General features: G+C 47.0%; 31 protein-coding genes. All 31 read left to right on the top strand.

Annotated elements, in window-relative coordinates; genetic code table 11:
* Nucleotides 1-167 precede the first annotated feature (167 nt).
* The 31 genes from ACYVIC_RS10670 to ACYVIC_RS10520 all read left to right on the top strand — a co-directional run bounded on the left by ACYVIC_RS10670 (nt 168) and on the right by ACYVIC_RS10520 (nt 18,043).
* On the top strand, nt 168-1,907 hold the full coding sequence (locus tag ACYVIC_RS10670) for an acyl-CoA dehydrogenase family protein (protein WP_460859764.1): 1,740 nt from the start codon (nt 168-170) through the stop codon (nt 1,905-1,907).
* A gap of 15 nt (nt 1,908-1,922) precedes the next feature.
* A complete protein-coding gene (locus ACYVIC_RS10665; RefSeq protein ID WP_460859763.1) occupies nt 1,923-2,783 on the top strand; it encodes a phospholipase A in 861 nt (286 codons plus the stop codon).
* A 222-nt stretch (nt 2,784-3,005) separates the two neighbouring features.
* Entirely contained in the window at nt 3,006-3,317 is a 312-nt protein-coding gene (gene rpsJ / locus ACYVIC_RS10660) for a 30S ribosomal protein S10 (protein ID WP_008899121.1), read from the top strand.
* A 29-nt stretch (nt 3,318-3,346) separates the two neighbouring features.
* Entirely contained in the window at nt 3,347-3,985 is a 639-nt protein-coding gene (gene rplC, locus ACYVIC_RS10655; protein WP_460859761.1) for a 50S ribosomal protein L3, read from the top strand.
* Between the two features lie 18 nt (nt 3,986-4,003).
* Nucleotides 4,004-4,609 (top strand): 50S ribosomal protein L4, encoded by a 606-nt coding sequence (gene rplD / locus ACYVIC_RS10650; protein WP_205313722.1) that lies wholly within the window; start codon nt 4,004-4,006, stop codon nt 4,607-4,609.
* Complete coding sequence (gene rplW, locus ACYVIC_RS10645; protein ID WP_305551705.1) at nt 4,606-4,908, top strand: 50S ribosomal protein L23; 303 nt, start codon at nt 4,606-4,608, stop codon at nt 4,906-4,908. The genes rplD and rplW overlap by 4 nt, the downstream gene beginning before the upstream one ends.
* Before the next feature lie 16 nt (nt 4,909-4,924).
* Entirely contained in the window at nt 4,925-5,749 is an 825-nt protein-coding gene (gene rplB / locus ACYVIC_RS10640; protein WP_068238326.1) for a 50S ribosomal protein L2, read from the top strand.
* Nucleotides 5,750-5,765: 16 nt separating this feature from the next.
* Nucleotides 5,766-6,044: a 30S ribosomal protein S19 gene (gene rpsS, locus ACYVIC_RS10635; protein WP_008950795.1), complete on the top strand. Its 279-nt coding sequence runs from the start codon at nt 5,766-5,768 to the stop codon at nt 6,042-6,044.
* Nucleotides 6,045-6,054: 10 nt separating this feature from the next.
* Nucleotides 6,055-6,387 (top strand): 50S ribosomal protein L22, encoded by a 333-nt coding sequence (rplV, locus tag ACYVIC_RS10630; protein WP_019677721.1) that lies wholly within the window; start codon nt 6,055-6,057, stop codon nt 6,385-6,387.
* 9 nt (nt 6,388-6,396) lie between these two features.
* Nucleotides 6,397-7,110, top strand: a complete 714-nt coding sequence (rpsC, locus tag ACYVIC_RS10625) for a 30S ribosomal protein S3 (protein WP_460859756.1) — start codon at nt 6,397-6,399, stop codon at nt 7,108-7,110.
* Nucleotides 7,111-7,122: 12 nt separating this feature from the next.
* Complete coding sequence (gene rplP / locus ACYVIC_RS10620; RefSeq protein WP_173502776.1) at nt 7,123-7,536, top strand: 50S ribosomal protein L16; 414 nt, start codon at nt 7,123-7,125, stop codon at nt 7,534-7,536.
* Complete coding sequence (gene rpmC, locus ACYVIC_RS10615) at nt 7,536-7,727, top strand: 50S ribosomal protein L29 (protein WP_008224486.1); 192 nt, start codon at nt 7,536-7,538, stop codon at nt 7,725-7,727. The genes rplP and rpmC overlap by 1 nt, the downstream gene beginning before the upstream one ends.
* Nucleotides 7,727-7,981 (top strand): 30S ribosomal protein S17, encoded by a 255-nt coding sequence (rpsQ, locus tag ACYVIC_RS10610; protein WP_335737902.1) that lies wholly within the window; start codon nt 7,727-7,729, stop codon nt 7,979-7,981. Before rpmC ends, rpsQ begins: the two co-directional genes overlap by 1 nt.
* 163 nt (nt 7,982-8,144) lie before the next feature.
* On the top strand, nt 8,145-8,513 hold the full coding sequence (rplN, locus tag ACYVIC_RS10605) for a 50S ribosomal protein L14 (RefSeq protein ID WP_134059725.1): 369 nt from the start codon (nt 8,145-8,147) through the stop codon (nt 8,511-8,513).
* A gap of 9 nt (nt 8,514-8,522) precedes the next feature.
* Complete coding sequence (gene rplX / locus ACYVIC_RS10600) at nt 8,523-8,837, top strand: 50S ribosomal protein L24 (protein ID WP_068238319.1); 315 nt, start codon at nt 8,523-8,525, stop codon at nt 8,835-8,837.
* Between the two features lie 19 nt (nt 8,838-8,856).
* On the top strand, nt 8,857-9,396 hold the full coding sequence (gene rplE / locus ACYVIC_RS10595) for a 50S ribosomal protein L5 (RefSeq protein ID WP_027672153.1): 540 nt from the start codon (nt 8,857-8,859) through the stop codon (nt 9,394-9,396).
* Between the two features lie 11 nt (nt 9,397-9,407).
* Entirely contained in the window at nt 9,408-9,713 is a 306-nt protein-coding gene (gene rpsN, locus ACYVIC_RS10590) for a 30S ribosomal protein S14 (RefSeq protein ID WP_460859752.1), read from the top strand.
* A 21-nt stretch (nt 9,714-9,734) separates the two neighbouring features.
* Nucleotides 9,735-10,127 carry a 30S ribosomal protein S8 gene (gene rpsH, locus ACYVIC_RS10585; RefSeq protein ID WP_460859750.1) on the top strand — a complete coding sequence of 131 codons (393 nt, stop codon included), beginning with the start codon at nt 9,735-9,737 and terminating at the stop codon, nt 10,125-10,127.
* 15 nt (nt 10,128-10,142) lie between these two features.
* Nucleotides 10,143-10,676: a 50S ribosomal protein L6 gene (gene rplF / locus ACYVIC_RS10580; RefSeq protein WP_460859749.1), complete on the top strand. Its 534-nt coding sequence runs from the start codon at nt 10,143-10,145 to the stop codon at nt 10,674-10,676.
* Nucleotides 10,677-10,685: 9 nt separating this feature from the next.
* A complete protein-coding gene (rplR, locus tag ACYVIC_RS10575) occupies nt 10,686-11,036 on the top strand; it encodes a 50S ribosomal protein L18 (RefSeq protein WP_460859747.1) in 351 nt (116 codons plus the stop codon).
* A gap of 9 nt (nt 11,037-11,045) precedes the next feature.
* Nucleotides 11,046-11,549, top strand: coding sequence for a 30S ribosomal protein S5 (gene rpsE, locus ACYVIC_RS10570; RefSeq protein WP_445769277.1), 504 nt, complete (start codon nt 11,046-11,048; stop codon nt 11,547-11,549).
* Between the two features lie 6 nt (nt 11,550-11,555).
* Nucleotides 11,556-11,738: a 50S ribosomal protein L30 gene (rpmD, locus tag ACYVIC_RS10565; RefSeq protein WP_173502769.1), complete on the top strand. Its 183-nt coding sequence runs from the start codon at nt 11,556-11,558 to the stop codon at nt 11,736-11,738.
* A 3-nt stretch (nt 11,739-11,741) separates the two neighbouring features.
* The gene (rplO, locus tag ACYVIC_RS10560) at nt 11,742-12,176 is read left to right on the top strand and encodes a 50S ribosomal protein L15 (protein WP_166839365.1); all 435 of its coding nucleotides are present in this window, start codon (nt 11,742-11,744) and stop codon (nt 12,174-12,176) included.
* Nucleotides 12,177-12,191: 15 nt separating this feature from the next.
* Nucleotides 12,192-13,520 carry a preprotein translocase subunit SecY gene (secY, locus tag ACYVIC_RS10555; RefSeq protein WP_460859745.1) on the top strand — a complete coding sequence of 443 codons (1,329 nt, stop codon included), beginning with the start codon at nt 12,192-12,194 and terminating at the stop codon, nt 13,518-13,520.
* A gap of 21 nt (nt 13,521-13,541) precedes the next feature.
* Nucleotides 13,542-13,655: a 50S ribosomal protein L36 gene (gene rpmJ, locus ACYVIC_RS10550; protein ID WP_008950799.1), complete on the top strand. Its 114-nt coding sequence runs from the start codon at nt 13,542-13,544 to the stop codon at nt 13,653-13,655.
* 136 nt (nt 13,656-13,791) lie between these two features.
* The gene (gene rpsM / locus ACYVIC_RS10545) at nt 13,792-14,148 is read left to right on the top strand and encodes a 30S ribosomal protein S13 (RefSeq protein ID WP_027672162.1); all 357 of its coding nucleotides are present in this window, start codon (nt 13,792-13,794) and stop codon (nt 14,146-14,148) included.
* A gap of 11 nt (nt 14,149-14,159) precedes the next feature.
* On the top strand, nt 14,160-14,549 hold the full coding sequence (rpsK, locus tag ACYVIC_RS10540; RefSeq protein ID WP_027672163.1) for a 30S ribosomal protein S11: 390 nt from the start codon (nt 14,160-14,162) through the stop codon (nt 14,547-14,549).
* A gap of 33 nt (nt 14,550-14,582) precedes the next feature.
* Nucleotides 14,583-15,203, top strand: a complete 621-nt coding sequence (rpsD, locus tag ACYVIC_RS10535; protein ID WP_068238290.1) for a 30S ribosomal protein S4 — start codon at nt 14,583-14,585, stop codon at nt 15,201-15,203.
* A 24-nt stretch (nt 15,204-15,227) separates the two neighbouring features.
* Nucleotides 15,228-16,217: a DNA-directed RNA polymerase subunit alpha gene (locus tag ACYVIC_RS10530; RefSeq protein ID WP_027672165.1), complete on the top strand. Its 990-nt coding sequence runs from the start codon at nt 15,228-15,230 to the stop codon at nt 16,215-16,217.
* A 39-nt stretch (nt 16,218-16,256) separates the two neighbouring features.
* Nucleotides 16,257-16,655 carry a 50S ribosomal protein L17 gene (rplQ, locus tag ACYVIC_RS10525; RefSeq protein ID WP_040552626.1) on the top strand — a complete coding sequence of 133 codons (399 nt, stop codon included), beginning with the start codon at nt 16,257-16,259 and terminating at the stop codon, nt 16,653-16,655.
* A gap of 107 nt (nt 16,656-16,762) precedes the next feature.
* Nucleotides 16,763-18,043 (top strand): serine hydrolase, encoded by a 1,281-nt coding sequence (locus tag ACYVIC_RS10520; protein WP_460859738.1) that lies wholly within the window; start codon nt 16,763-16,765, stop codon nt 18,041-18,043.
* Nucleotides 18,044-18,430: the final 387 nt, after the last annotated feature.

The following is an 18,430-nucleotide window of genomic DNA, read 5'->3' as shown; positions in this document are numbered from 1 at the left end:
TGGCGTAGTATCAAAAATCATTGCTTAATTAGCGTTGATTAAAAAAGGCCCTGCGGGGCCTTTTTTGTTGCCTGAAATTTAGCCTTAAAGATATATTCAAACGCTTGTTTGAAAGCGTAAGCTGTGCCATGCTTAAACTCATCCGTCCAGTTAGCAAGGCAAATAGCATGAGCCAATATCAAGCCCCCCTAAACGATATCTGTTTTAATTTATTCAACGTGTGGCAGCTCGATAGCTGGTGGCAACAACAACCACAACTGCAAGAGCTTATTGAAGCTGACACAGCTAAAGCTATTCTGGAAGAAGCAGCAAAAATTTGTGAACAGCAGATCGCGCCTTTTGCCGCTGAAGCCGATAAGCGCGGAGCACAGCTGCAGGACGGCAACGTGACATTACCGGCGCATTATTACACAGCATATCAAAGCCTTGCGGAAGGTGGTTGGACCGGACTTAGTGGAGATGCTGAGTATGGCGGCATGGGCATGCCCAAAGCGCTGTCGATGATGGTCGATGAAATGCTGTGCAGCGCCGATATCGCTTTTTCGTTATACCCAGGTTTAACCGCCGGCGCCTGTGTTGCGCTATTGCAGCACGCTGATGAGCACACCAAGGCTTTGTATTTGCCGAAAATGTATAGCGGTGAGTGGTCGGGTACTATGTGTTTAACCGAATCTCATGCCGGTTCTGATCTCGGCATTATGCGCACTACCGCTAAGCCTAACACTGACGGTAGTTATGCCCTTAACGGCTCTAAAATCTTTATTACTGCAGGCGAGCATGATTTAACCGCCAACATTATTCATTTGGTGTTGGCCAAGTTGCCTGATGCACCGGCCGGTAGTCGAGGCATCTCTTTATTCTTGGTACCTAAGTATTTGCCCGATGCCAGTGGAGAACCAGCAGAGCGTAATGGCGTCACCGTAGGCTCTATCGAACATAAGATGGGTATTAATGGGTCGGCGACCTGTGTGCTGAACTTTGACGATGCCAAAGGCTATTTAATTGGTGAGCCAAACCGTGGTCTCGCATGTATGTTTACCATGATGAACTATGAACGGCTGTCGATGGGCAGCCAGGGGTTAGGCGCTGCAGAGCGGGCTTATCAGAATGCGTTGAGCTATGCCAAAGAGCGCTTGCAGGGCCGTGTTAGCGAGAAAGATGCTAATAAAGCCGAGCCGATTATCGGCCATAGCGATGTGCGTCGGATGCTGCTTAATATCAAAGCCATCAATGAAGCAGGCCGTACTTTTGCTACCTGGGTTGCGTCATTACTGGATAAAGCCAAGTATGACGACTGCCCGCTGTCACTACAGCGTGCCAACCTACTTACACCAATAGCAAAGGCTTTTATGACCGATCAAGGCTTTGACGCTTGCGTAACAGCACAACAAGTATTCGGTGGCCATGGCTATGTTAAAGAGTGGGGCATGGAGCAACTAGTACGGGATGTGCGCATTGCGCAGATATACGAAGGTACTAACGGTATTCAAGCGGCAGATTTTATGCTGCGCAAAGTGGTTGCTGACAGAGGAGCCGTGTTGTTGACATTGCTCACAGATATAAAAACCGAGCTGGCTGAGACCACCATTGACGCCGCAGCTGCGTTAGAGACCTATATTACGCAGTTGCAAAGCCTGACCGCCGAACTGCTGGTGCAAGACAGCCGTGCACAAAGTGCAGCTGCTTGTGACTATTTAGCATTGGTGTCATATGTGCTCTATGGCTATATGTGGTATAAAAACCTGGCTGCATTGCAACCTGGCGTACACAGTGCAGAGTTTATTGCAGCGAAACAGCATACAGCAGCTTATTACTTCGGCCGTATTTTGCCAAAAGCGACTGGTCTGCTGGAGCTATTAAGGCATGATGCAGCCGTAATAGATAAGTTAGCAGCAGAGCTGTTTTAGAACATAAGGATAACTATGCGATACCTTGCTGGCTTAATAGGGATGTTAGCATTCTTCGTCTCGGCAGCAGATGCATTAGACAAAAGAATGAAGGCTGAGCAGTGGGATACCTATGCGCCTTTTACCTTATTGCCGCACGAGAATAATTATCTGATGCCGTTTACCTATGTAGATGGCATCGCTGCAACCTTAATAAGGGACGGTGATAGTGCACCGTCCGATAATATCGAGGCTAAGTTTCAACTTAGCCTTAAAACCCCGCTGTGGACCAAAATCTATAAAGACAACGGTTATTTGTTTTTTGCCTTCACTCAGCAGGCCTGGTGGCAGGCCTATAACAGTGAGGTGTCATCACCGTTTCGGGAAAATAATTATGAACCTGAATTGATCCTGATGCTGCCGCATTATAAAAACTATGAAGAAGCCGCCAGTCGTATTATTAGTCTTAGTTTGTCTCATCAGTCCAACGGCCGTGCCGGCGAACTGTCTCGTAGCTGGAACCGGCTTAAACTGAGCTGGGTTACCTCTATTGGTAATGTGTTTGTTAACTTTGAGCCATACTATCGCTTTAAAGAAAAACCCAAAGTAAATCAGCAAGATGCGGATGGTGATGACAACCCTGATATCGGCAAATACATGGGCTGGTTCGAACTGTCGGCAGCCTATAAGCAGGATACGGCAACCTGGCGCATGATGGTGCGGAATAACCTGCGCAGTGATAACAAAGGGGCGGTGCGTATATCCTATTCAAGACCTTTTAATAAACATATCCGTCTTTATGCAGAGCTATTTAATGGCTATGGCGAAAGCTTAATTGACTATGACCGCTCGGTTATCCGCTTTGGTATCGGTTTTGAATTGAACGACATTTTATAGTGCATTTATTAAGCAGTGCTTGCGTTATCTGTTGATTTCAGTATAATGCGCGGCCAGTCGATACAATTCTGACTGGCTCGTTAGATAACCGTTTGAGTTGTTTAACGCTTACAGTGCTCCCGATTGGGGAGCAAACGTAACTTTGGTGCATGGGCATCCCCACTTAGTGGTTGGATTGCTTGTGTTTATTTTTGCTCTTTTTGCTCTTTGAGGCTTTGATACATGAGTAATCAAAGGATTCGCATCCGTCTGAAAGCGTTCGATCACCGTTTGATCGATCAGTCAACTATGGAAATCGTTGACACAGCTAAGCGTACGGGCGCTCAGGTTCGTGGTCCTATTCCACTTCCTACTCGCCAGGAACGTTTCACTGTATTGATTTCTCCTCACGTAAACAAAGATGCGCGTGATCAGTACGAAATCCGTACCCACAAGCGTTTAATCGACATCGTTGAGCCAACAGAAAAAACTGTTGATGCTCTGATGCGTTTAGATCTGCCTGCTGGCGTTGACGTTCAAATCAGCCTGGGCTAATCAGACAGGTTTATAGAGAGGTTTAGGAAATGGCTATCGGTCTTATCGGTCGTAAAGTGGGAATGACCCGCATCTTCACTGAAGATGGCGTTTCAATTCCAGTAACCGTAATCGAAGCGACACCGAACCGTGTAACTGCAGTTAAAACTGCAGAGACAAACGGTTACAGCGCACTGCAAGTGACTGCTGGCACAGTGAAGGCTAATCGCCTGAGCAAGCCTGATGCAGGCCACTTTGCTAAAGTTGGCGTTGAAGCGGGTCGTGGTCTGTGGGAATTCCGCCTGGCAGATAACGAAGGTGCTGACATCACTGTTGGCAGCGAAATTACGGTTGAAATCTTCGCAGAAACGAAGAAAGTAGATGTAGCTGGTACATCAAAAGGTAAAGGTTTTGCTGGTGCTGTTAAGCGCTGGAATTTCCGTACTCAGGATGCTACTCACGGTAACTCTTTATCACACCGTGCACCTGGTTCAATTGGTCAGAACCAATCACCAGGTAAAGTATTCAAGGGTAAAAAAATGGCTGGTCACATGGGTGCTGAGCGCGTAACCGTGCAATCACTTGAAGTGGTTCGTGTAGACGCAGAACGTAACCTGCTGTTAGTGAAAGGTGCAGTACCTGGCGCTATCGGTGGTGACGTGATCGTTAAACCAGCTGTTAAAAGCTAACGTCTGAGGAGATAAGTGATGGAATTAGCATTACGAGACGCTCAAGGCGTTCTTGAAGTTTCCGAAGCTACCTTTGGACGTGAGTTTAATGAAGCTTTGGTTCATCAGGTCGTTGTAGCTTACGCTGCCGGCGCCCGTCAGGGTACCCGCGCTCAGCTGACACGTTCTGAAGTACGCGGTGGCGGCAAGAAGCCATGGCGTCAAAAAGGTACTGGCCGCGCGCGCGCTGGTACTATCCGTAGCCCAATCTGGCGCGGAGGCGGTGTAACTTTTGCGGCTAAGCCACAAGATCACAGCCAGAAAGTAAACCGTAAAATGTATCGTGGTGCGATCCAAAGCATCCTGTCTGAATTAGTACGTCAAGAGCGTTTAATCGTGGTGGAAAATTTCGCCGTTGATACGCCTAAGACCAAAGATTTATCTGCAAAGTTAAAATCTATGGACTTAAAAGACGTGTTAATCGTGACTAACGAAGTGGATGAGAACCTGTTCTTATCTGCACGTAACCTGTACAAGGTTGACGTGCGTGACGTACACGGTATCGACCCGGTCAGCTTAATCGCATTCGACAAAGTGTTAATGACTGCTGCCGCAGTTAAGCAACTTGAGGAGCTGTTAGCATGATCCGCGAAGAACGTTTACTGAAAGTTATTCTGGCACCACACGTTTCTGAAAAGAGCACCGTGTCTGCTGAAAAACACAATACAGTCGTTTTCAAGATTGCCACTACTGCAACTAAAGCTGATGTTAAAGCCGCAGTTGAAAAACTGTTCGAAACAGAAGTAGTCGGTGTGCGTACTGTTAACGTTAAGGGTAAGGCCAAGCGCACTGGTGCGCGTATGGGCAAGCGTAGCGATTGGAAAAAAGCTTACGTAACTCTTAAAGAAGGCAGCGAAATCGATTTCGTTGGCGGCGCTGAGTAAGAAGAGGAGTTAGGAAATGGCACTTGTAAAGTGTAAACCTACGTCACCAGGTCGTCGCCACGTATTAAAAGTGGTTAACCCAGACCTGTACAAAGGCAAGCCTTATGCGCCTTTGTTAGAGAAAAATTCAAAAACTGGTGGTCGTAACAACAACGGTCGTATCACTACCCGTCATATCGGTGGTGGTCACAAGCAGCATTACCGTTTAGTTGACTTCAAGCGCAACAAAGATGGCATTCCAGCCAAAGTTGAGCGTTTAGAGTACGATCCAAACCGTACCGCTAACATCGCACTGGTGTTATACGCAGACGGTGAGCGTCGTTACATTCTGGCTCCTAAAGGCCTGAAGGCAGGTGATACAGTGGTTTCAGGTATGGAATCGCCAATCAAAGCCGGTAACACACTGCCACTGCGCAATATCCCAGTTGGTCAGGTAGTACACAACATCGAAATGAAACCAGGTAAAGGTGGTCAGTTAGCTCGTTCTGCTGGCGCATTTGTACAGATCCTGGCTCGTGACGGTGAGTACGTTACTCTGCGTTTACGCAGTGGCGAAGTACGTAAAGTATTAGCAGATTGTCGCGCGACTATCGGTGAGATCGGCAACGCGGAACATATGTTACGTCAATACGGTAAAGCTGGTGCTATGCGCTGGCGCGGCGTTCGCCCAACCGTACGTGGTGTGGTAATGAACCCGGTTGATCACCCACACGGTGGTGGTGAAGGTAAAACTTCTGGTGGCCGTCACCCTGTTTCTCCATGGGGCGTTCCAACGAAGGGTTACAAAACTCGTTCAAACAAGCGTACTGATAAACTTATCGTACGTCGTCGTGATAAATAATTTGTGAGGAATTGCCATGCCACGTTCTCTCAAGAAAGGTCCATTTATTGACCTTCACTTGCTGAAGAAGGTAGAGAAAGCGTTGGAAAGCGGTGACAAGAAGCCTATTAAGACTTGGAGCCGTCGTTCAATGATCATACCTGATATGATCGGTTTGACCATCGCTGTCCATAATGGTCGTCAACATGTACCGGTGTTCGTCTCGGAAGAGATGATAGGTCACAAGTTAGGTGAATTTGCACCTACTCGTACCTACCGTGGTCATGCAGCCGACAAAAAGGCCAAGAAGCGCTAAGGGGTAAATGATGCAAGCATTAGCTAAACACAAATTTGCCCGTTCTTCTGCTCAAAAAACGCGTCTGGTTGCTGACCAGGTACGTGGATTGTCAGTAGATAAGGCGTTGAATGTATTAACTTACAGCCCGAAAAAAGCTGCTGAGTTAGTCAAAAAGGTACTTTTATCAGCCATTGCTAACGCGGAGCACAATGAAGGTGCGGATATTGATACGCTGAAAGTAAAGACTATCTTCATTGATGAAGGTCCGTCTATGAAACGTATCAAGCCACGTGCCAAAGGTCGTGCTGACCGTATCGTCAAGCGCACCAGCCACATCACTGTGGTTGTAGCTGATAACTAGGAGATAGAAATGGGACAGAAAGTACATCCTAATGGTATTCGCCTAGGTATCACTAAGCCATGGAGCTCTACCTGGTTCGCGAATACGAAAGACTTCCCGGATTTCTTAAACGGTGACTTTAAAGTTCGTCAGTACCTGACAAAAGAACTGAAAGCCGCGTCAGTAAGCCGGATCGATATTGAACGCCCTGCGAAAAGCATCCGTGTGACTATTCACACTGCGCGTCCAGGCGTAATCATCGGTAAAAAAGGTGAAGATGTTGAAAAAATCCGCAAGCAAGTAGCTGCCATCGCTGGCGTACCTGCGCAGATTAACATCTCTGAAATCCGTAAGCCTGAGCTGGATGCTAAATTAGTTGCTGATTCAATCAGCAGCCAGTTAGAGCGTCGTGTTATGTTCCGTCGCGCGATGAAGCGTGCGGTACAAAACGCCATGCGTATCGGTGCTAAGGGTATCAAAGTTGAAGTTAGCGGCCGTTTAGGCGGTGCAGAAATTGCCCGTACTGAGTGGTACCGCGAAGGCCGCGTGCCTCTGCACACTCTGCGTGCCGACATCGACTACAGTACTTCTGAAGCACTGACTACTTACGGTATCATTGGTGTGAAAGTGTGGATTTTCAAAGGCGAGATCTTAGGTGCTCTGCCATTGAACAACAACACCAACAACGCCAACAACAACAACCAGCCTAAAGCGCCGAAAAAACCGGCACGTAAGGCAAAGTAAGGGGTTTGAGCGATGTTGCAACCAAAACGTACAAAATTTCGTAAAGTGCACAAAGGTCGTAACCGTGGCTTGTCCCTGGTTGGCGATAAAGTATCTTTCGGTACTTACGCACTGAAATCTGTAGAACGTGGTCAGATGACTTCACGTCAAATTGAATCTGCACGTCGTGCTATGACGCGCGCTGTTAAGCGTGTTGGTAAAATCTGGATCCGTGTGTTCCCAGACAAGCCAATCACTGCTAAGCCGCTGGAAGTACGTATGGGTAGTGGTAAAGGTTCTGTTGAGTATTGGGTATGTCAGATTAAACCTGGCAAAGTACTGTACGAAATGGACGGTGTGTCTGAAGAGTTAGCGCGTCATGCATTTGCATTAGCCGCGGCTAAGCTTCCATTTAAGACAACCTTTGTAACGCGGACGGTAATGTGATGAAAGCCAGCGAATTAAAAGCGAAAAGTGTTGAAGAGTTAAACGCTGAATTACTGGGCTTATTACGTGAGCAGTTCAACCTGCGCATGCAATTAGCTACGGGTCAGTTAGCTCAAACGCATTTATTTAAGCAGGTGCGTCGTGATATCGCGCGCGTTAAGACCATCTTAACCGAGAAGGCAGGTGCGTAATGAGCGAAACTAATATCCGTACACTGCAAGGTAAAGTGATCAGTAACAAAATGGACAAGTCTATTACTGTTGCGATCGAGCGTTCGGTGAAACACCCAATTTACGGGAAGTTCATCAAACGTACTACCAAGCTGCACGTACATGACGAAACTAATCAGTGTAAAGAAGGCGATGTAGTCACTATTCGTGAATGCCGTCCTCTGTCTAAGACTAAGTCTTGGACCCTGGTTGCAGTAGTCGAATCAGCATCTTAATTCGTTAGGGTGTGAAAAGCGGCTCCTCTTGGAGCCGCTTTTATTTTGAGCTACCTTTTTGGTAAGAGTGCTGTTATAATCACGCGCCCTCTTAATCAGGGGGGTATTTATTGTAAGCAGCGTAACCCGTGAGGGTTATTTAGTAGAATAGCGGAGCACTAAGATGATCCAGATGCAATCTATGCTGGAAGTCGCAGACAACAGCGGCGCACGCAGCGTAATGTGTATTAAGGTCTTAGGTGGTTCGCATCGCCGTTATGCTGCAATTGGTGACGTCATTAAAGTTACTGTTAAGGAAGCAATTCCTCGCGGTAAAGTTAAAAAAGGTGACGTTCTGAATGCAGTGGTGGTGCGTACAGCTAAAGGCGTACGCCGTCAAGACGGGTCATTAATCCGTTTTGATCGCAATGCAGCAGTGTTGTTAAACAGCAAGCTGGAACCGATCGGCACCCGTATTTTCGGGCCTGTTACACGTGAACTTCGTGGCGACAAGTTTATGAAGATCGTGTCTCTGGCACCAGAAGTACTGTAAGGAGTCACCATGGCTAGCAAAATCCGTCGTGATGACGAGGTTGTTGTTCTTACTGGTAAGGACAAGGGTAAGCGCGGTAAGGTTACTAAAGTATTAGTAGCTGAAGGTCGTGTTTATGTTTCCGGCGTTAACCTGGTTAAAAAGCATCAGAAGCCTGTACCGGCTCTGAATCAGCCAGGCGGTATCGTTGAGAAAGAAGCCTCAATTCATGTTTCAAACGTAGCGATCTTTAACTCTAAAACGGGTAAAGCAGATCGTGTAGGTTTCCGCCTTGAAGATGGCAAGAAAGTGCGTTTCTTCAAGTCGAATAACGAAGTAATTTAATTGCTATTGGAGTAATACGATGGCGAAACTGCATGAAATTTACAAAGACACCGTAGTCCCAGAACTGTTTAAGCAGTTCGGCTACACCAGCGTCATGCAAGTCCCTCGGATTGTTAAAATCACACTCAATATGGGTGTGGGTGAAGCCGTAGCTGACAAAAAGATCCTTGAAAACGCGGTAGCAGATTTAACTGCTATTGCCGGCCAGAAACCTCTGGTTACTAAGGCGCGTAAGTCAGTCGCTGGTTTCAAAATCCGTGAAGGCTACCCTATTGGCGCAAAAGTGACCCTGCGCGGCGAACGTATGTGGGAATTCTTAGAGCGTTTAGTCTCTATCGCTATCCCGCGTATCCGTGACTTCCGTGGTGTAAACCCGAAGTCGTTCGATGGCCGTGGTAACTACAGCATGGGTGTACGTGAGCAAATCATTTTCCCAGAAATCGATTACGATAAAGTAGACGCAGTACGTGGTTTAGATATCACTATTACGACTACCGCGCGTACCGATGACGAAGGACGTGCTTTACTTGCCGCGTTTAACTTCCCATTCAAGAAATAAGGTGTAGGGTCATGGCAAAACAATCAATGAAAGCCCGCGAATTCAAGCGTGCACAACTGGTAGCCAAATTCGCTGCAAAGCGTCATGAACTGAGAGATGCGATTGCAAATCCAACGACTTCTGATGAAGACCGTTGGGCAGCCGTTCTGAAGTTACAGACGTTGCCGCGTGATTCAAGCCCTTCGCGTCAACGTAATCGTTGTCGTGTAACTGGTCGTCCACACGGTTACCTGCGTAAGTTCGGCATGAGCCGGATCAAGGTCCGTGAAGCGGCGATGCGCGGTGAAATTCCTGGCCTTCGTAAGGCTAGCTGGTAAGAATCACGGGAGTAACGAGCTATGAGTTTGCAAGATCCAGTAGCGGATATGTTTACTCGCATCCGTAACGGCCAGTCGGCTAATAAAGTTGCGGTTAAGATGCCATCTTCAAAATTGAAGGTGTCTATTGCGAAAGTATTGAAAGACGAAGGTTACATCGCTGATTTCTCAGTTTCTGGTGAAGCAAAACCAGAACTGGAAGTAACATTAAAGTACTTCCAGGGCAAATCTGTCATTGAAACTATCGATCGTGTTAGTCGTCCAGGTCTGCGTATCTATAAGAAGCGCGGCGAATTACCTAAGGTAATGGGCGGTTTAGGTGTGGCCATCGTGTCAACATCTAAAGGACTAATGACTGACCGCGCTGCGCGCAAGGTTGGTATCGGTGGCGAAATCATCGGCTACGTAGCGTAACGGAGGTAGTAATCTATGTCTCGTGTTGCTAAGGCCCCAGTCACTTTACCAGCAGGCGTTACTGTAACGCAAAATGGTCAAGTAGTGACGTTTAAGGGCAAAAACGGCGAGTTAGCATTAGATGTTAACCCGGCAGTTGAAGTTGTGGTTGATGGTAACGTTCTGCGTACTAATCCACGTGAAGGCTTTGACGGTGCTTACGCGCAAGCGGGTACAGCCCGTGCATTAATCAACAACCTGGTTAACGGTGTAAACGAAGGTTTTACTCGTAAACTGGAATTGGTTGGTGTGGGTTACCGTGCGAAAGCAGAAGGTAAAGTATTAAACCTGAGCCTGGGCTTTTCTCACCCTGTAGTGTTTCAGGTACCTAACGGTATCACTATTGAAACACCAAGCCAGACAGAAGTCGTGGTGAAAGGTGCTGACAAGCAATTAGTTGGTCAGGTTGCCGCTAACATCCGGGCATACCGTAAACCAGAGCCTTACAAAGGCAAAGGTGTGCGCTATGCAAATGAAAACGTGCGTCGTAAAGAAGCGAAGAAAAAGTAGGGTAGGACGATGGATAAGAAACTTGCTCGTCTGCGTCGTGCCAAACGCACTCGCAGAAACATTATCGAACAAGGTGCGAATCGCTTGGTTGTACACCGTACACCACGTCACATTTACGCCCAGCTTATCGCACCAAATGCTGAAGTGATTGCTGCAGCTTCTACTTTAGAAGCCTCAATCAAAGAGTCATTGAAGTACACTGGCAACGTAGATGCTGCTAAGGCTGTAGGTAAAGCGATTGCTGAACGCGCAGTGGCCAAAGGCGTTACTGCTTGTGCTTTTGACCGTAGTGGCTTCCAGTATCATGGTCGCGTACAAGCTTTAGCTGACGCGGCGCGTGAAGCCGGTCTTCAGTTCTAGGAGTAGCTCATGGCTAACGAAGAAGCTAAACAACAATCTGATTTGCAAGAGAAGCTTGTTGCAGTAAACCGCGTTTCAAAAGTGGTTAAAGGTGGTCGGATTTTCTCGTTCACTGCCCTGACTGTGGTAGGTGACGGTAACGGTCGCGTTGGTTTTGGTTACGGTAAAGCACGTGAAGTACCAGCTGCTATTCAAAAAGCAATGGAAAAAGCGCGTCGTAACATGACTCAGGTCGAGTTAAATGGTAACACTTTGCATCATCCAACTAAGGGTGTGCATTCAGGTTCAAATGTTTACATGCAGCCTGCTGCTGAAGGTACTGGCTTGATCGCCGGTGGTGCAATGCGTGCCGTACTGGAAGTTGCTGGTGTACAAAACATTCTGTCTAAGTGTTACGGCTCTACTAACCCAATCAACGTAGTTCGCGCAACTATTAATGCTCTGTCGACTGTTAAGTCGCCAGCTCAAATAGCTGCAAAACGCGGTTTACGCGTTGACGACATTCTGGGGTAATCTGCCATGGCGAAGAAGACAATTAAAGTAACCCAAATTAAGTCTAGCATCGGTCGTTTACCGAAGCACAAGGCTTCTTTACTGGGTTTAGGTTTGCGCCGTATTAATCATACTGTTGAAGTTGAAGATACACCTTCAGTTCGCGGCATGATCAACGCTGTGTATTACATGGTTAAAGTGGAGGAGTAACAGATGTTATTAAATACTCTTGCTCCGGCACCTGGTGCTAAGAAAGAAAAGCGCCGCCTTGGTCGTGGTATCGGCTCAGGCTTAGGCAAAACCGGTGGCCGCGGTCACAAAGGTTTAAAATCACGCTCTGGCGGTAAAGTTCGTCCAGGTTTTGAAGGCGGTCAAATGCCTTTGAAACAGCGTTTGCCTAAGTTTGGTTTCACTTCACAGAAATCTTTGGTTTCTGCTGAAGTACGCCTGCACGAACTGGCTGCGGTAAAAGGTGATGTGGTTGATTTGGCTAGCCTGATGGAAGCTAACATCATTGCTCGTACTGTTAAGTTCGCTAAAGTTGTACTGTCTGGCGAGATTACTCGCCCGGTAACCGTAAAAGGTTTAGGTGCAACTAAAGGCGCGCGTGCAGCAATCGAGGCCGCTGGCGGTAAAGTCGAAGAATAATAAGGATAGTACGCGATGGCTAAACCAGGTTCGGACTCAAGAAGTGCAAAAGGCGGATTCAGCGAGCTGAAAGCCCGTTTGTTGTTTGTGCTTCTGGCCATAATCGTATTTCGGTTAGGCTCCTTTGTGCCAATTCCTGGAATTGACGCCGCCGTGCTGGCTCAGTTATTCGAGCAACAAAAGGGCACCATCGTTGAAATGTTTAACATGTTCAGCGGTGGCGCACTTGAGCGTGCTTCGGTGTTTGCGCTGGGTATAATGCCCTACATCTCCGCCTCTATCATTGTGCAGTTGTTGACGGTAATGCATCCGGCAATGGCTGAACTTAAAAAAGAAGGCGAGGCTGGAAAGCGTAAAATTAACCAGATGACGCGCTACGGTACCTTAGCATTAGCAACGTTACAGGCCATTGGTATTGCCACTGGCCTGCCAAACATGATGCAGGGGTTAGTTATTAACCCTGGCTTTGCATTTTACTTCACCGCGGTAATCAGCTTGGTTACAGGTACCATGTTTTTAATGTGGTTAGGTGAGCAAATTACAGAGCGTGGCATTGGTAACGGTATCTCGTTGTTAATCTTTACCGGTATTGTTGCGGGCTTCCCGTCGGCCATTGGTCAGACGATCGAGCAGGCACGTCAAGGCGATTTGCACTTTTTACTGTTAGTCGCTATTGGTGTGATCGTAATTGCGATTACCTGGTTTGTGGTGTTCTTTGAACGCGGCCAGCGTCGGATTGTGGTTAATTACGCTAAACGCCAGCAAGGCCGTCAGGTGTTTGCAGCGCAAAGCAGTCATTTACCGTTAAAGGTCAATATGGCTGGCGTAATACCACCGATTTTCGCTTCTAGCATTATTCTGTTCCCTGGAACGATAGCCAGTTGGTTTGGCTCAGGTGAAGGCGTAGTAGCTAATTTCCTACAAGAATTAGCGTTAACATTATCTCCGGGACAACCGTTGTATATGATGTTATACTCCGCGGCCATCATTTTCTTCTGTTTCTTCTATACTGCGCTGGTGTTTAATCCGCGCGATACAGCAGATAATTTGAAGAAATCTGGTGCCTTTATCCCTGGGATCCGTCCTGGTGAGCAGACATCTAAATACATTGATAAAGTGATGACCCGGTTAACCTTAGCAGGTGCCTTGTATATAACCTTTATCTGTTTGGTTCCTGAGTTCATGATGGTGGCGTGGGACGTACAGTTCTACTTCGGCGGTACATCGCTGCTGATTATTGTCGTCGTTATTATGGATTTTATGGCACAGGTACAGACCCATCTGATGTCGCATCAGTATGATTCTGTGCTTAAAAAGGCAAATCTTAAAGGCTTCGGTCGTTAAGATAGTTTGCGGAGTTAAGTTATGAAAGTACGAGCTTCCGTTAAGAAGATCTGCCGTAACTGCAAAGTGATCAAGCGTAATAACGTTGTTCGCGTAATTTGCAGTGAGCCGAAGCACAAACAGCGCCAAGGCTAATAGCAGAACCAAAAATGATATCGTGGGCTGAACTATTTGGTTTAGCCCCTTTATCGTTTGCAAAATAAGCGCCATTTGAGTATCCTTACGGGCTTTTCAAATTGGCTTTTTTAAACTCTATTAAAGGAGAACGTTAGTGGCCCGTATCGCTGGCATTAACATCCCCGATAATAAACATGCGGTTATCTCTTTAACCTATGTTTATGGTATCGGTAAAACCCGCGCTAAATCGATTTTAGCTGCTGTGGGAATCGAAGAAAGTACTAAAATTGCATCTTTATCTGATGCACAGTTAGATACCCTTCGTGACGAAGTTGCAAAATACACCGTTGAAGGTGACTTGCGTCGTGAAATCACATTGAACATTAAGCGTTTAATGGACCTTGGTTGCTACCGTGGCTTGCGCCACCGTCGTAGTCTGCCGGTTCGTGGTCAGCGCACTAAAACTAATGCGCGTACCCGCAAGGGCCCACGTAAAGCGATTAAGAAATAAGGTGATTCAACATGGCTAAAGCACCAGTTCGTACTCGTAAACGGGTAAAAAAGCAAGTTTCTGACGGTATGGCTCATATCCATGCTTCTTTCAACAACACCATCGTGACGATTACTGATCGTCAGGGTAATGCACTGTGCTGGGCAACTGCCGGCGGTTCAGGTTTCCGTGGTTCACGTAAATCTACTCCGTTTGCTGCTCAGGTAGCTGCAGAGCGTGCAGGTACTGCTGCGCTGGAATATGGTGTGAAGAACCTTGAAGTGTTTGTGAATGGCCCTGGCCCAGGCCGCGAATCTGCGATTCGTGCTCTGAACGCCGCTGGTTACAAGATCACAAATATCACCGACGTGACGCCTATCCCGCATAACGGATGTCGTCCACCTAAAAAACGTCGCGTGTAATTACAGCGCTTCACGGATTATTGGAGAAAGAAGATGGCAAGATATTTGGGCCCTAAGCTCAAACTCAGTCGTCGCGAAGGTACAGACCTGTTCCTGAAGAGCGGCGTAAGAGCAATCGATTCAAAGTGTAACTTAACTACTGCACCTGGTCAGCACGGCGCTCGTCGCGGTCGTTTATCAGACTACGGTTTACAGTTACGCGAAAAACAAAAAGTACGTCGTATGTATGGCGTATTGGAAAAGCAGTTCCGTAACTATTACAAGGAAGCTGCTCGTTTGAAAGGTAATACAGGTGAAAACCTGTTAGCGTTGTTAGAGTCACGCTTAGACAACGTAGTATACCGTATGGGTTTGGCCAGTACGCGCGCTGAAGCTCGTCAGCTGGTAAGCCACAAAGCCATTATGATTAATGGCCAAGTGTTAAACATTCCGTCATACAAAGTATTACCTGAACAAGTGATCTCAGTTCGTGAAAAAGCTAAAAAGCAAGCCCGTATCGGTGCTGCGCTTGAAGTTGCTGCACAACGTGAGAAACCAACTTGGATTGAAGTAGACAACACGAAACTTGAAGGCGTTTTCAAACGTCTGCCAGAGCGTTCAGACCTGTCTGCTGACATCAACGAACAGTTAATCGTCGAGCTTTACTCTAAGTAAAGCTAATTGTTAAGAGAGGGTACAATGCAGGGTTCTGTCACCGAATTCCTTAAGCCGAGATTAGTTGGTATCGAAAAAATCAACCCAACTCGTGCCAAAGTTACTTTGGAACCACTTGAGCGCGGTTTCGGGCATACCTTGGGCAACGCGTTACGTCGTATTCTATTGTCATCTATGCCTGGTTGCGCAGTGACTGAAGTAGAAATTGACGGCGTGCTGCACGAGTACAGTGCCAAAGAAGGTGTGCAGGAAGATATTATTGATATCCTACTGAACCTGAAAGGCCTTGCCGTCCGCCTGGAAGACAAAGATGAAGTCACACTGACTTTAACGAAGAAAGGTGCTGGCCCTGTAACTGCTGGTGACATCCAGCACGGCGACGGTGTGGTAATTACCAACCCCGAGCACGTGATCTGCAACCTGACTGGCGAGACTGAATTCAGTATGCGCCTGAAAGTTGAGCGTGGTCGCGGTTATGTGCCTGCATCAGCGCGTTTGTCCTCAGATGATGACGAGCGTCCTATTGGTCGTCTGTTACTGGACGCGTCATTCAGCCCGGTAGAGCGAATAGCCTACTCAGTTGAAGCGGCTCGGGTAGAACAGCGTACTGATCTGGACAAACTGATCATCGATATGGAAACCAACGGCACTGTAGAGCCAGAGGAAGCCATTCGCCGCGCTGCCACCATTCTGGCTGAACAGCTGGAGTTCTTCGTTGAACTGCGTGACAAGAGCGAGCCGGAAAAACGTGAAGAGAAGCCGGAGTTTGATCCGATTCTGTTGCGTCCGGTCGATGATTTGGAATTAACAGTTCGTTCTGCTAACTGCTTGAAGGCAGAGCAGATTCAGTACATTGGTGATCTGGTTCAGCGTACCGAGGTTGAGTTACTTAAAACACCTAACCTGGGCAAAAAGTCGCTTACCGAAATCAAAGACGTGCTGGCATCACGCGGTTTATCACTAGGCATGCGCCTGGAGAACTGGCCGCCAGCGAGTCTGGTAAATAAAGACTAATCAGATACCAGTTTCTGGTTTAGTGAGAAGGAATAGATCATGCGCCATCGCAAGAGTGGTCGTCAATTAAACAGGAACAGCAGCCACCGTACGGCAATGTTCCGCAACATGGCAAGCTCGTTGGTGAAGCACGAAATCATCAAAACGACTTTGCCAAAGGCTAAAGAGTTACGTCGTGTGATCGAACCATTGATCACGCTGGCAAAGAATGACAGCGTTGCAAATCGCCGTTTAGCTTTCGCCCGTACTCGTGATAAAGAAGTAGTAGGTTTGTTATTCAACGTGCTGGGCCCGCGTTACAATGCGCGTCCAGGTGGTTACACTCGTATTTTGAAGTGTGGCTTCCGTGCAGGTGATAACGCTCCTATGGCTTACATCGAATTAGTCGATCGTCCAGAAGTGGGCGCACTGCCAGTTGAAGAAACTGCAGCTGAGTAAGCACTAAAGAATTAAAAAGCCGGGCATAGCCCGGCTTTTTTATGCTTGTTTGTTTTTCCGTTATCTAATCCGTACTATGGAGTTTTAACTAACTCTAGGTAATGGTCATGCAACAGGTATTTTTGTGCAGTATATTGGTTGGTCTGGCACTTATAGCTGATGCAAGAACCGCGACGGAAATACAGTATCAACCGCTGCAACCGCTGTTATCTGAGGTAACTGAGCAATATCCTACATTGCGGCACGTATTGGCTAACCCAGAGCCTTACCGATTACAAATTATATATACCCGGATCGATCGTGACACTGATAACAGTCAAAATCTTACCTACTATCAATTTGGCCTTGATGATAATCACTACTTCTATCCGGCTAGCACTGTAAAGTTACCGATAGCGCTATTGGCACTGGAATGGTTGGCAGAGCAGAACATCGCTGGTTTAAATTCCGATACTACGATGTTGACTGGTGCTGCCACCGATTGGCAAACGGCACAAACAGCCGATCCAACGGCTGCTAATGGTTTGCCTAGTATTAGCCACTATATAAAGAAAGTGTTGTTGGTTAGTGATAACGACGGCAGTAACCGGCTGTATGAGCTACTGGGGCAGGACTATATTAACCAGCGCCTGGCAGCCAAAGGGTTAAAGCATAGTGTTATCAATCACCGCCTCAGCGTGCCATTGACGTCAGAGCAAAACCGGCAGTTCAATCCGGTACGCTTTGTTGATCCTACGGGTAAGCCAATTCTGGTTTTGCCAGCCCGCAATACAAACCAGCGATATATCAACACAGATAAGCCTACATTGGGCAGTGCCTATATCAGTGGCAATGAGCTGATTAAGTCGCCGATGGATTTTTCCGACAAAAACCGTCTTAGCCTTGCTGATTTTGATGGTGTAATAAAGCGGGTGATCTTTCCTCAGTTGTTTAGTGAGCAGCAGCGGTTCAATTTAAAACCGGAAGATCGCGCTTTGCTGCTGCGTTATATGGCGATGCTGCCACCAGCCAGCTCTAATCCAGATTACGATGTAAAACAGTACCCGGATAATTACTCCAAGTTTTTGCTGTTCGGCGGTAAGCCACAACAGATACCCTCGCATATTCGTATTTTTAACAAAACTGGCTGGGCTTATGGCCATGTTATTGATGGTGCCTATATTGTTGATTTGCAGCAGCAGATCGAATTCTTTATTACGGCGGTGATCTATGCCAACGACAATGACACTTTAAACGACGATCTCTATCAGACTGAAGAAATCGCGTTGCCGTTTTTACGCCAGTTGGGCGAATATTTGTATCAGTATGAGCTGCAACAACCAAAAAAACATAGATCGGATCTGTCCGAAGTTATCAGAGTCACAGCATCAGATACCGAAATCGACTGATTTATAATCAAAAAACAGTGCTTTTTCAAAGGATCGCTTAAAAAGTGTGCGGTCGATCATATTTCTGCAAAAAAGATCTTGATTGGATTGCTGCGATCTCTATAATGCGCACCACACAGACGGCAGCAAGCGAAAGCAGAAAGCGTCTGACTGAGGTGAGAACCTCGCATCATTGAGTTCTACTCTGATGCACGCTCTTTAACAATTAGCAATCAATCATCTGAGTGGGCACTTACGATGTATTTTGGCAACGAAATAAATCGGTTGAGTGACTCATACAGAAATGTTTTAAGTCAGTAAGACTGAGCGTCACTTCGGTGACAAAAAACTTTAATTGAAGAGTTTGATCATGGCTCAGATTGAACGCTGGCGGCAGGCCTAACACAT

Source organism: Rheinheimera gaetbuli, assembly GCF_054781935.1.
This window is presented reverse-complemented; position numbering and strand designations above follow the sequence as displayed.

Excerpts from the sequence above, each read along its gene's own strand:
- rplW (WP_305551705.1), top strand. The coding sequence starts at position 4,606 with ATGATCCGCGAAGAACGTTTACTGAAAGTTATTCTGGCACCACACGTT.
- rpsE (WP_445769277.1), top strand. The coding sequence starts at position 11,046 with ATGGCTAACGAAGAAGCTAAACAACAATCTGATTTGCAAGAGAAGCTT.
- rplE (WP_027672153.1), top strand. The coding sequence starts at position 8,857 with ATGGCGAAACTGCATGAAATTTACAAAGACACCGTAGTCCCAGAACTG.
- rplP (WP_173502776.1), top strand. The coding sequence starts at position 7,123 with ATGTTGCAACCAAAACGTACAAAATTTCGTAAAGTGCACAAAGGTCGT.
- ACYVIC_RS10530 (WP_027672165.1), top strand. The coding sequence starts at position 15,228 with ATGCAGGGTTCTGTCACCGAATTCCTTAAGCCGAGATTAGTTGGTATC.
- rpsC (WP_460859756.1), top strand. The coding sequence starts at position 6,397 with ATGGGACAGAAAGTACATCCTAATGGTATTCGCCTAGGTATCACTAAG.
- rplN (WP_134059725.1), top strand. The coding sequence starts at position 8,145 with ATGATCCAGATGCAATCTATGCTGGAAGTCGCAGACAACAGCGGCGCA.
- rplO (WP_166839365.1), top strand. The coding sequence starts at position 11,742 with ATGTTATTAAATACTCTTGCTCCGGCACCTGGTGCTAAGAAAGAAAAG.
- rpmJ (WP_008950799.1), top strand. The coding sequence starts at position 13,542 with ATGAAAGTACGAGCTTCCGTTAAGAAGATCTGCCGTAACTGCAAAGTG.
- rplV (WP_019677721.1), top strand. The coding sequence starts at position 6,055 with ATGCAAGCATTAGCTAAACACAAATTTGCCCGTTCTTCTGCTCAAAAA.
- rpmD (WP_173502769.1), top strand. The coding sequence starts at position 11,556 with ATGGCGAAGAAGACAATTAAAGTAACCCAAATTAAGTCTAGCATCGGT.
- ACYVIC_RS10670 (WP_460859764.1), top strand. The coding sequence starts at position 168 with ATGAGCCAATATCAAGCCCCCCTAAACGATATCTGTTTTAATTTATTC.
- secY (WP_460859745.1), top strand. The coding sequence starts at position 12,192 with ATGGCTAAACCAGGTTCGGACTCAAGAAGTGCAAAAGGCGGATTCAGC.
- ACYVIC_RS10665 (WP_460859763.1), top strand. The coding sequence starts at position 1,923 with ATGCGATACCTTGCTGGCTTAATAGGGATGTTAGCATTCTTCGTCTCG.
- rplD (WP_205313722.1), top strand. The coding sequence starts at position 4,004 with ATGGAATTAGCATTACGAGACGCTCAAGGCGTTCTTGAAGTTTCCGAA.
- rplR (WP_460859747.1), top strand. The coding sequence starts at position 10,686 with ATGGATAAGAAACTTGCTCGTCTGCGTCGTGCCAAACGCACTCGCAGA.
- rpsK (WP_027672163.1), top strand. The coding sequence starts at position 14,160 with ATGGCTAAAGCACCAGTTCGTACTCGTAAACGGGTAAAAAAGCAAGTT.
- rplB (WP_068238326.1), top strand. The coding sequence starts at position 4,925 with ATGGCACTTGTAAAGTGTAAACCTACGTCACCAGGTCGTCGCCACGTA.
- rpsN (WP_460859752.1), top strand. The coding sequence starts at position 9,408 with ATGGCAAAACAATCAATGAAAGCCCGCGAATTCAAGCGTGCACAACTG.
- rpsH (WP_460859750.1), top strand. The coding sequence starts at position 9,735 with ATGAGTTTGCAAGATCCAGTAGCGGATATGTTTACTCGCATCCGTAAC.
- rpsQ (WP_335737902.1), top strand. The coding sequence starts at position 7,727 with ATGAGCGAAACTAATATCCGTACACTGCAAGGTAAAGTGATCAGTAAC.
- rpmC (WP_008224486.1), top strand. The coding sequence starts at position 7,536 with ATGAAAGCCAGCGAATTAAAAGCGAAAAGTGTTGAAGAGTTAAACGCT.
- rpsJ (WP_008899121.1), top strand. The coding sequence starts at position 3,006 with ATGAGTAATCAAAGGATTCGCATCCGTCTGAAAGCGTTCGATCACCGT.
- ACYVIC_RS10520 (WP_460859738.1), top strand. The coding sequence starts at position 16,763 with ATGCAACAGGTATTTTTGTGCAGTATATTGGTTGGTCTGGCACTTATA.
- rplQ (WP_040552626.1), top strand. The coding sequence starts at position 16,257 with ATGCGCCATCGCAAGAGTGGTCGTCAATTAAACAGGAACAGCAGCCAC.
- rplC (WP_460859761.1), top strand. The coding sequence starts at position 3,347 with ATGGCTATCGGTCTTATCGGTCGTAAAGTGGGAATGACCCGCATCTTC.
- rplX (WP_068238319.1), top strand. The coding sequence starts at position 8,523 with ATGGCTAGCAAAATCCGTCGTGATGACGAGGTTGTTGTTCTTACTGGT.
- rplF (WP_460859749.1), top strand. The coding sequence starts at position 10,143 with ATGTCTCGTGTTGCTAAGGCCCCAGTCACTTTACCAGCAGGCGTTACT.
- rpsS (WP_008950795.1), top strand. The coding sequence starts at position 5,766 with ATGCCACGTTCTCTCAAGAAAGGTCCATTTATTGACCTTCACTTGCTG.
- rpsD (WP_068238290.1), top strand. The coding sequence starts at position 14,583 with ATGGCAAGATATTTGGGCCCTAAGCTCAAACTCAGTCGTCGCGAAGGT.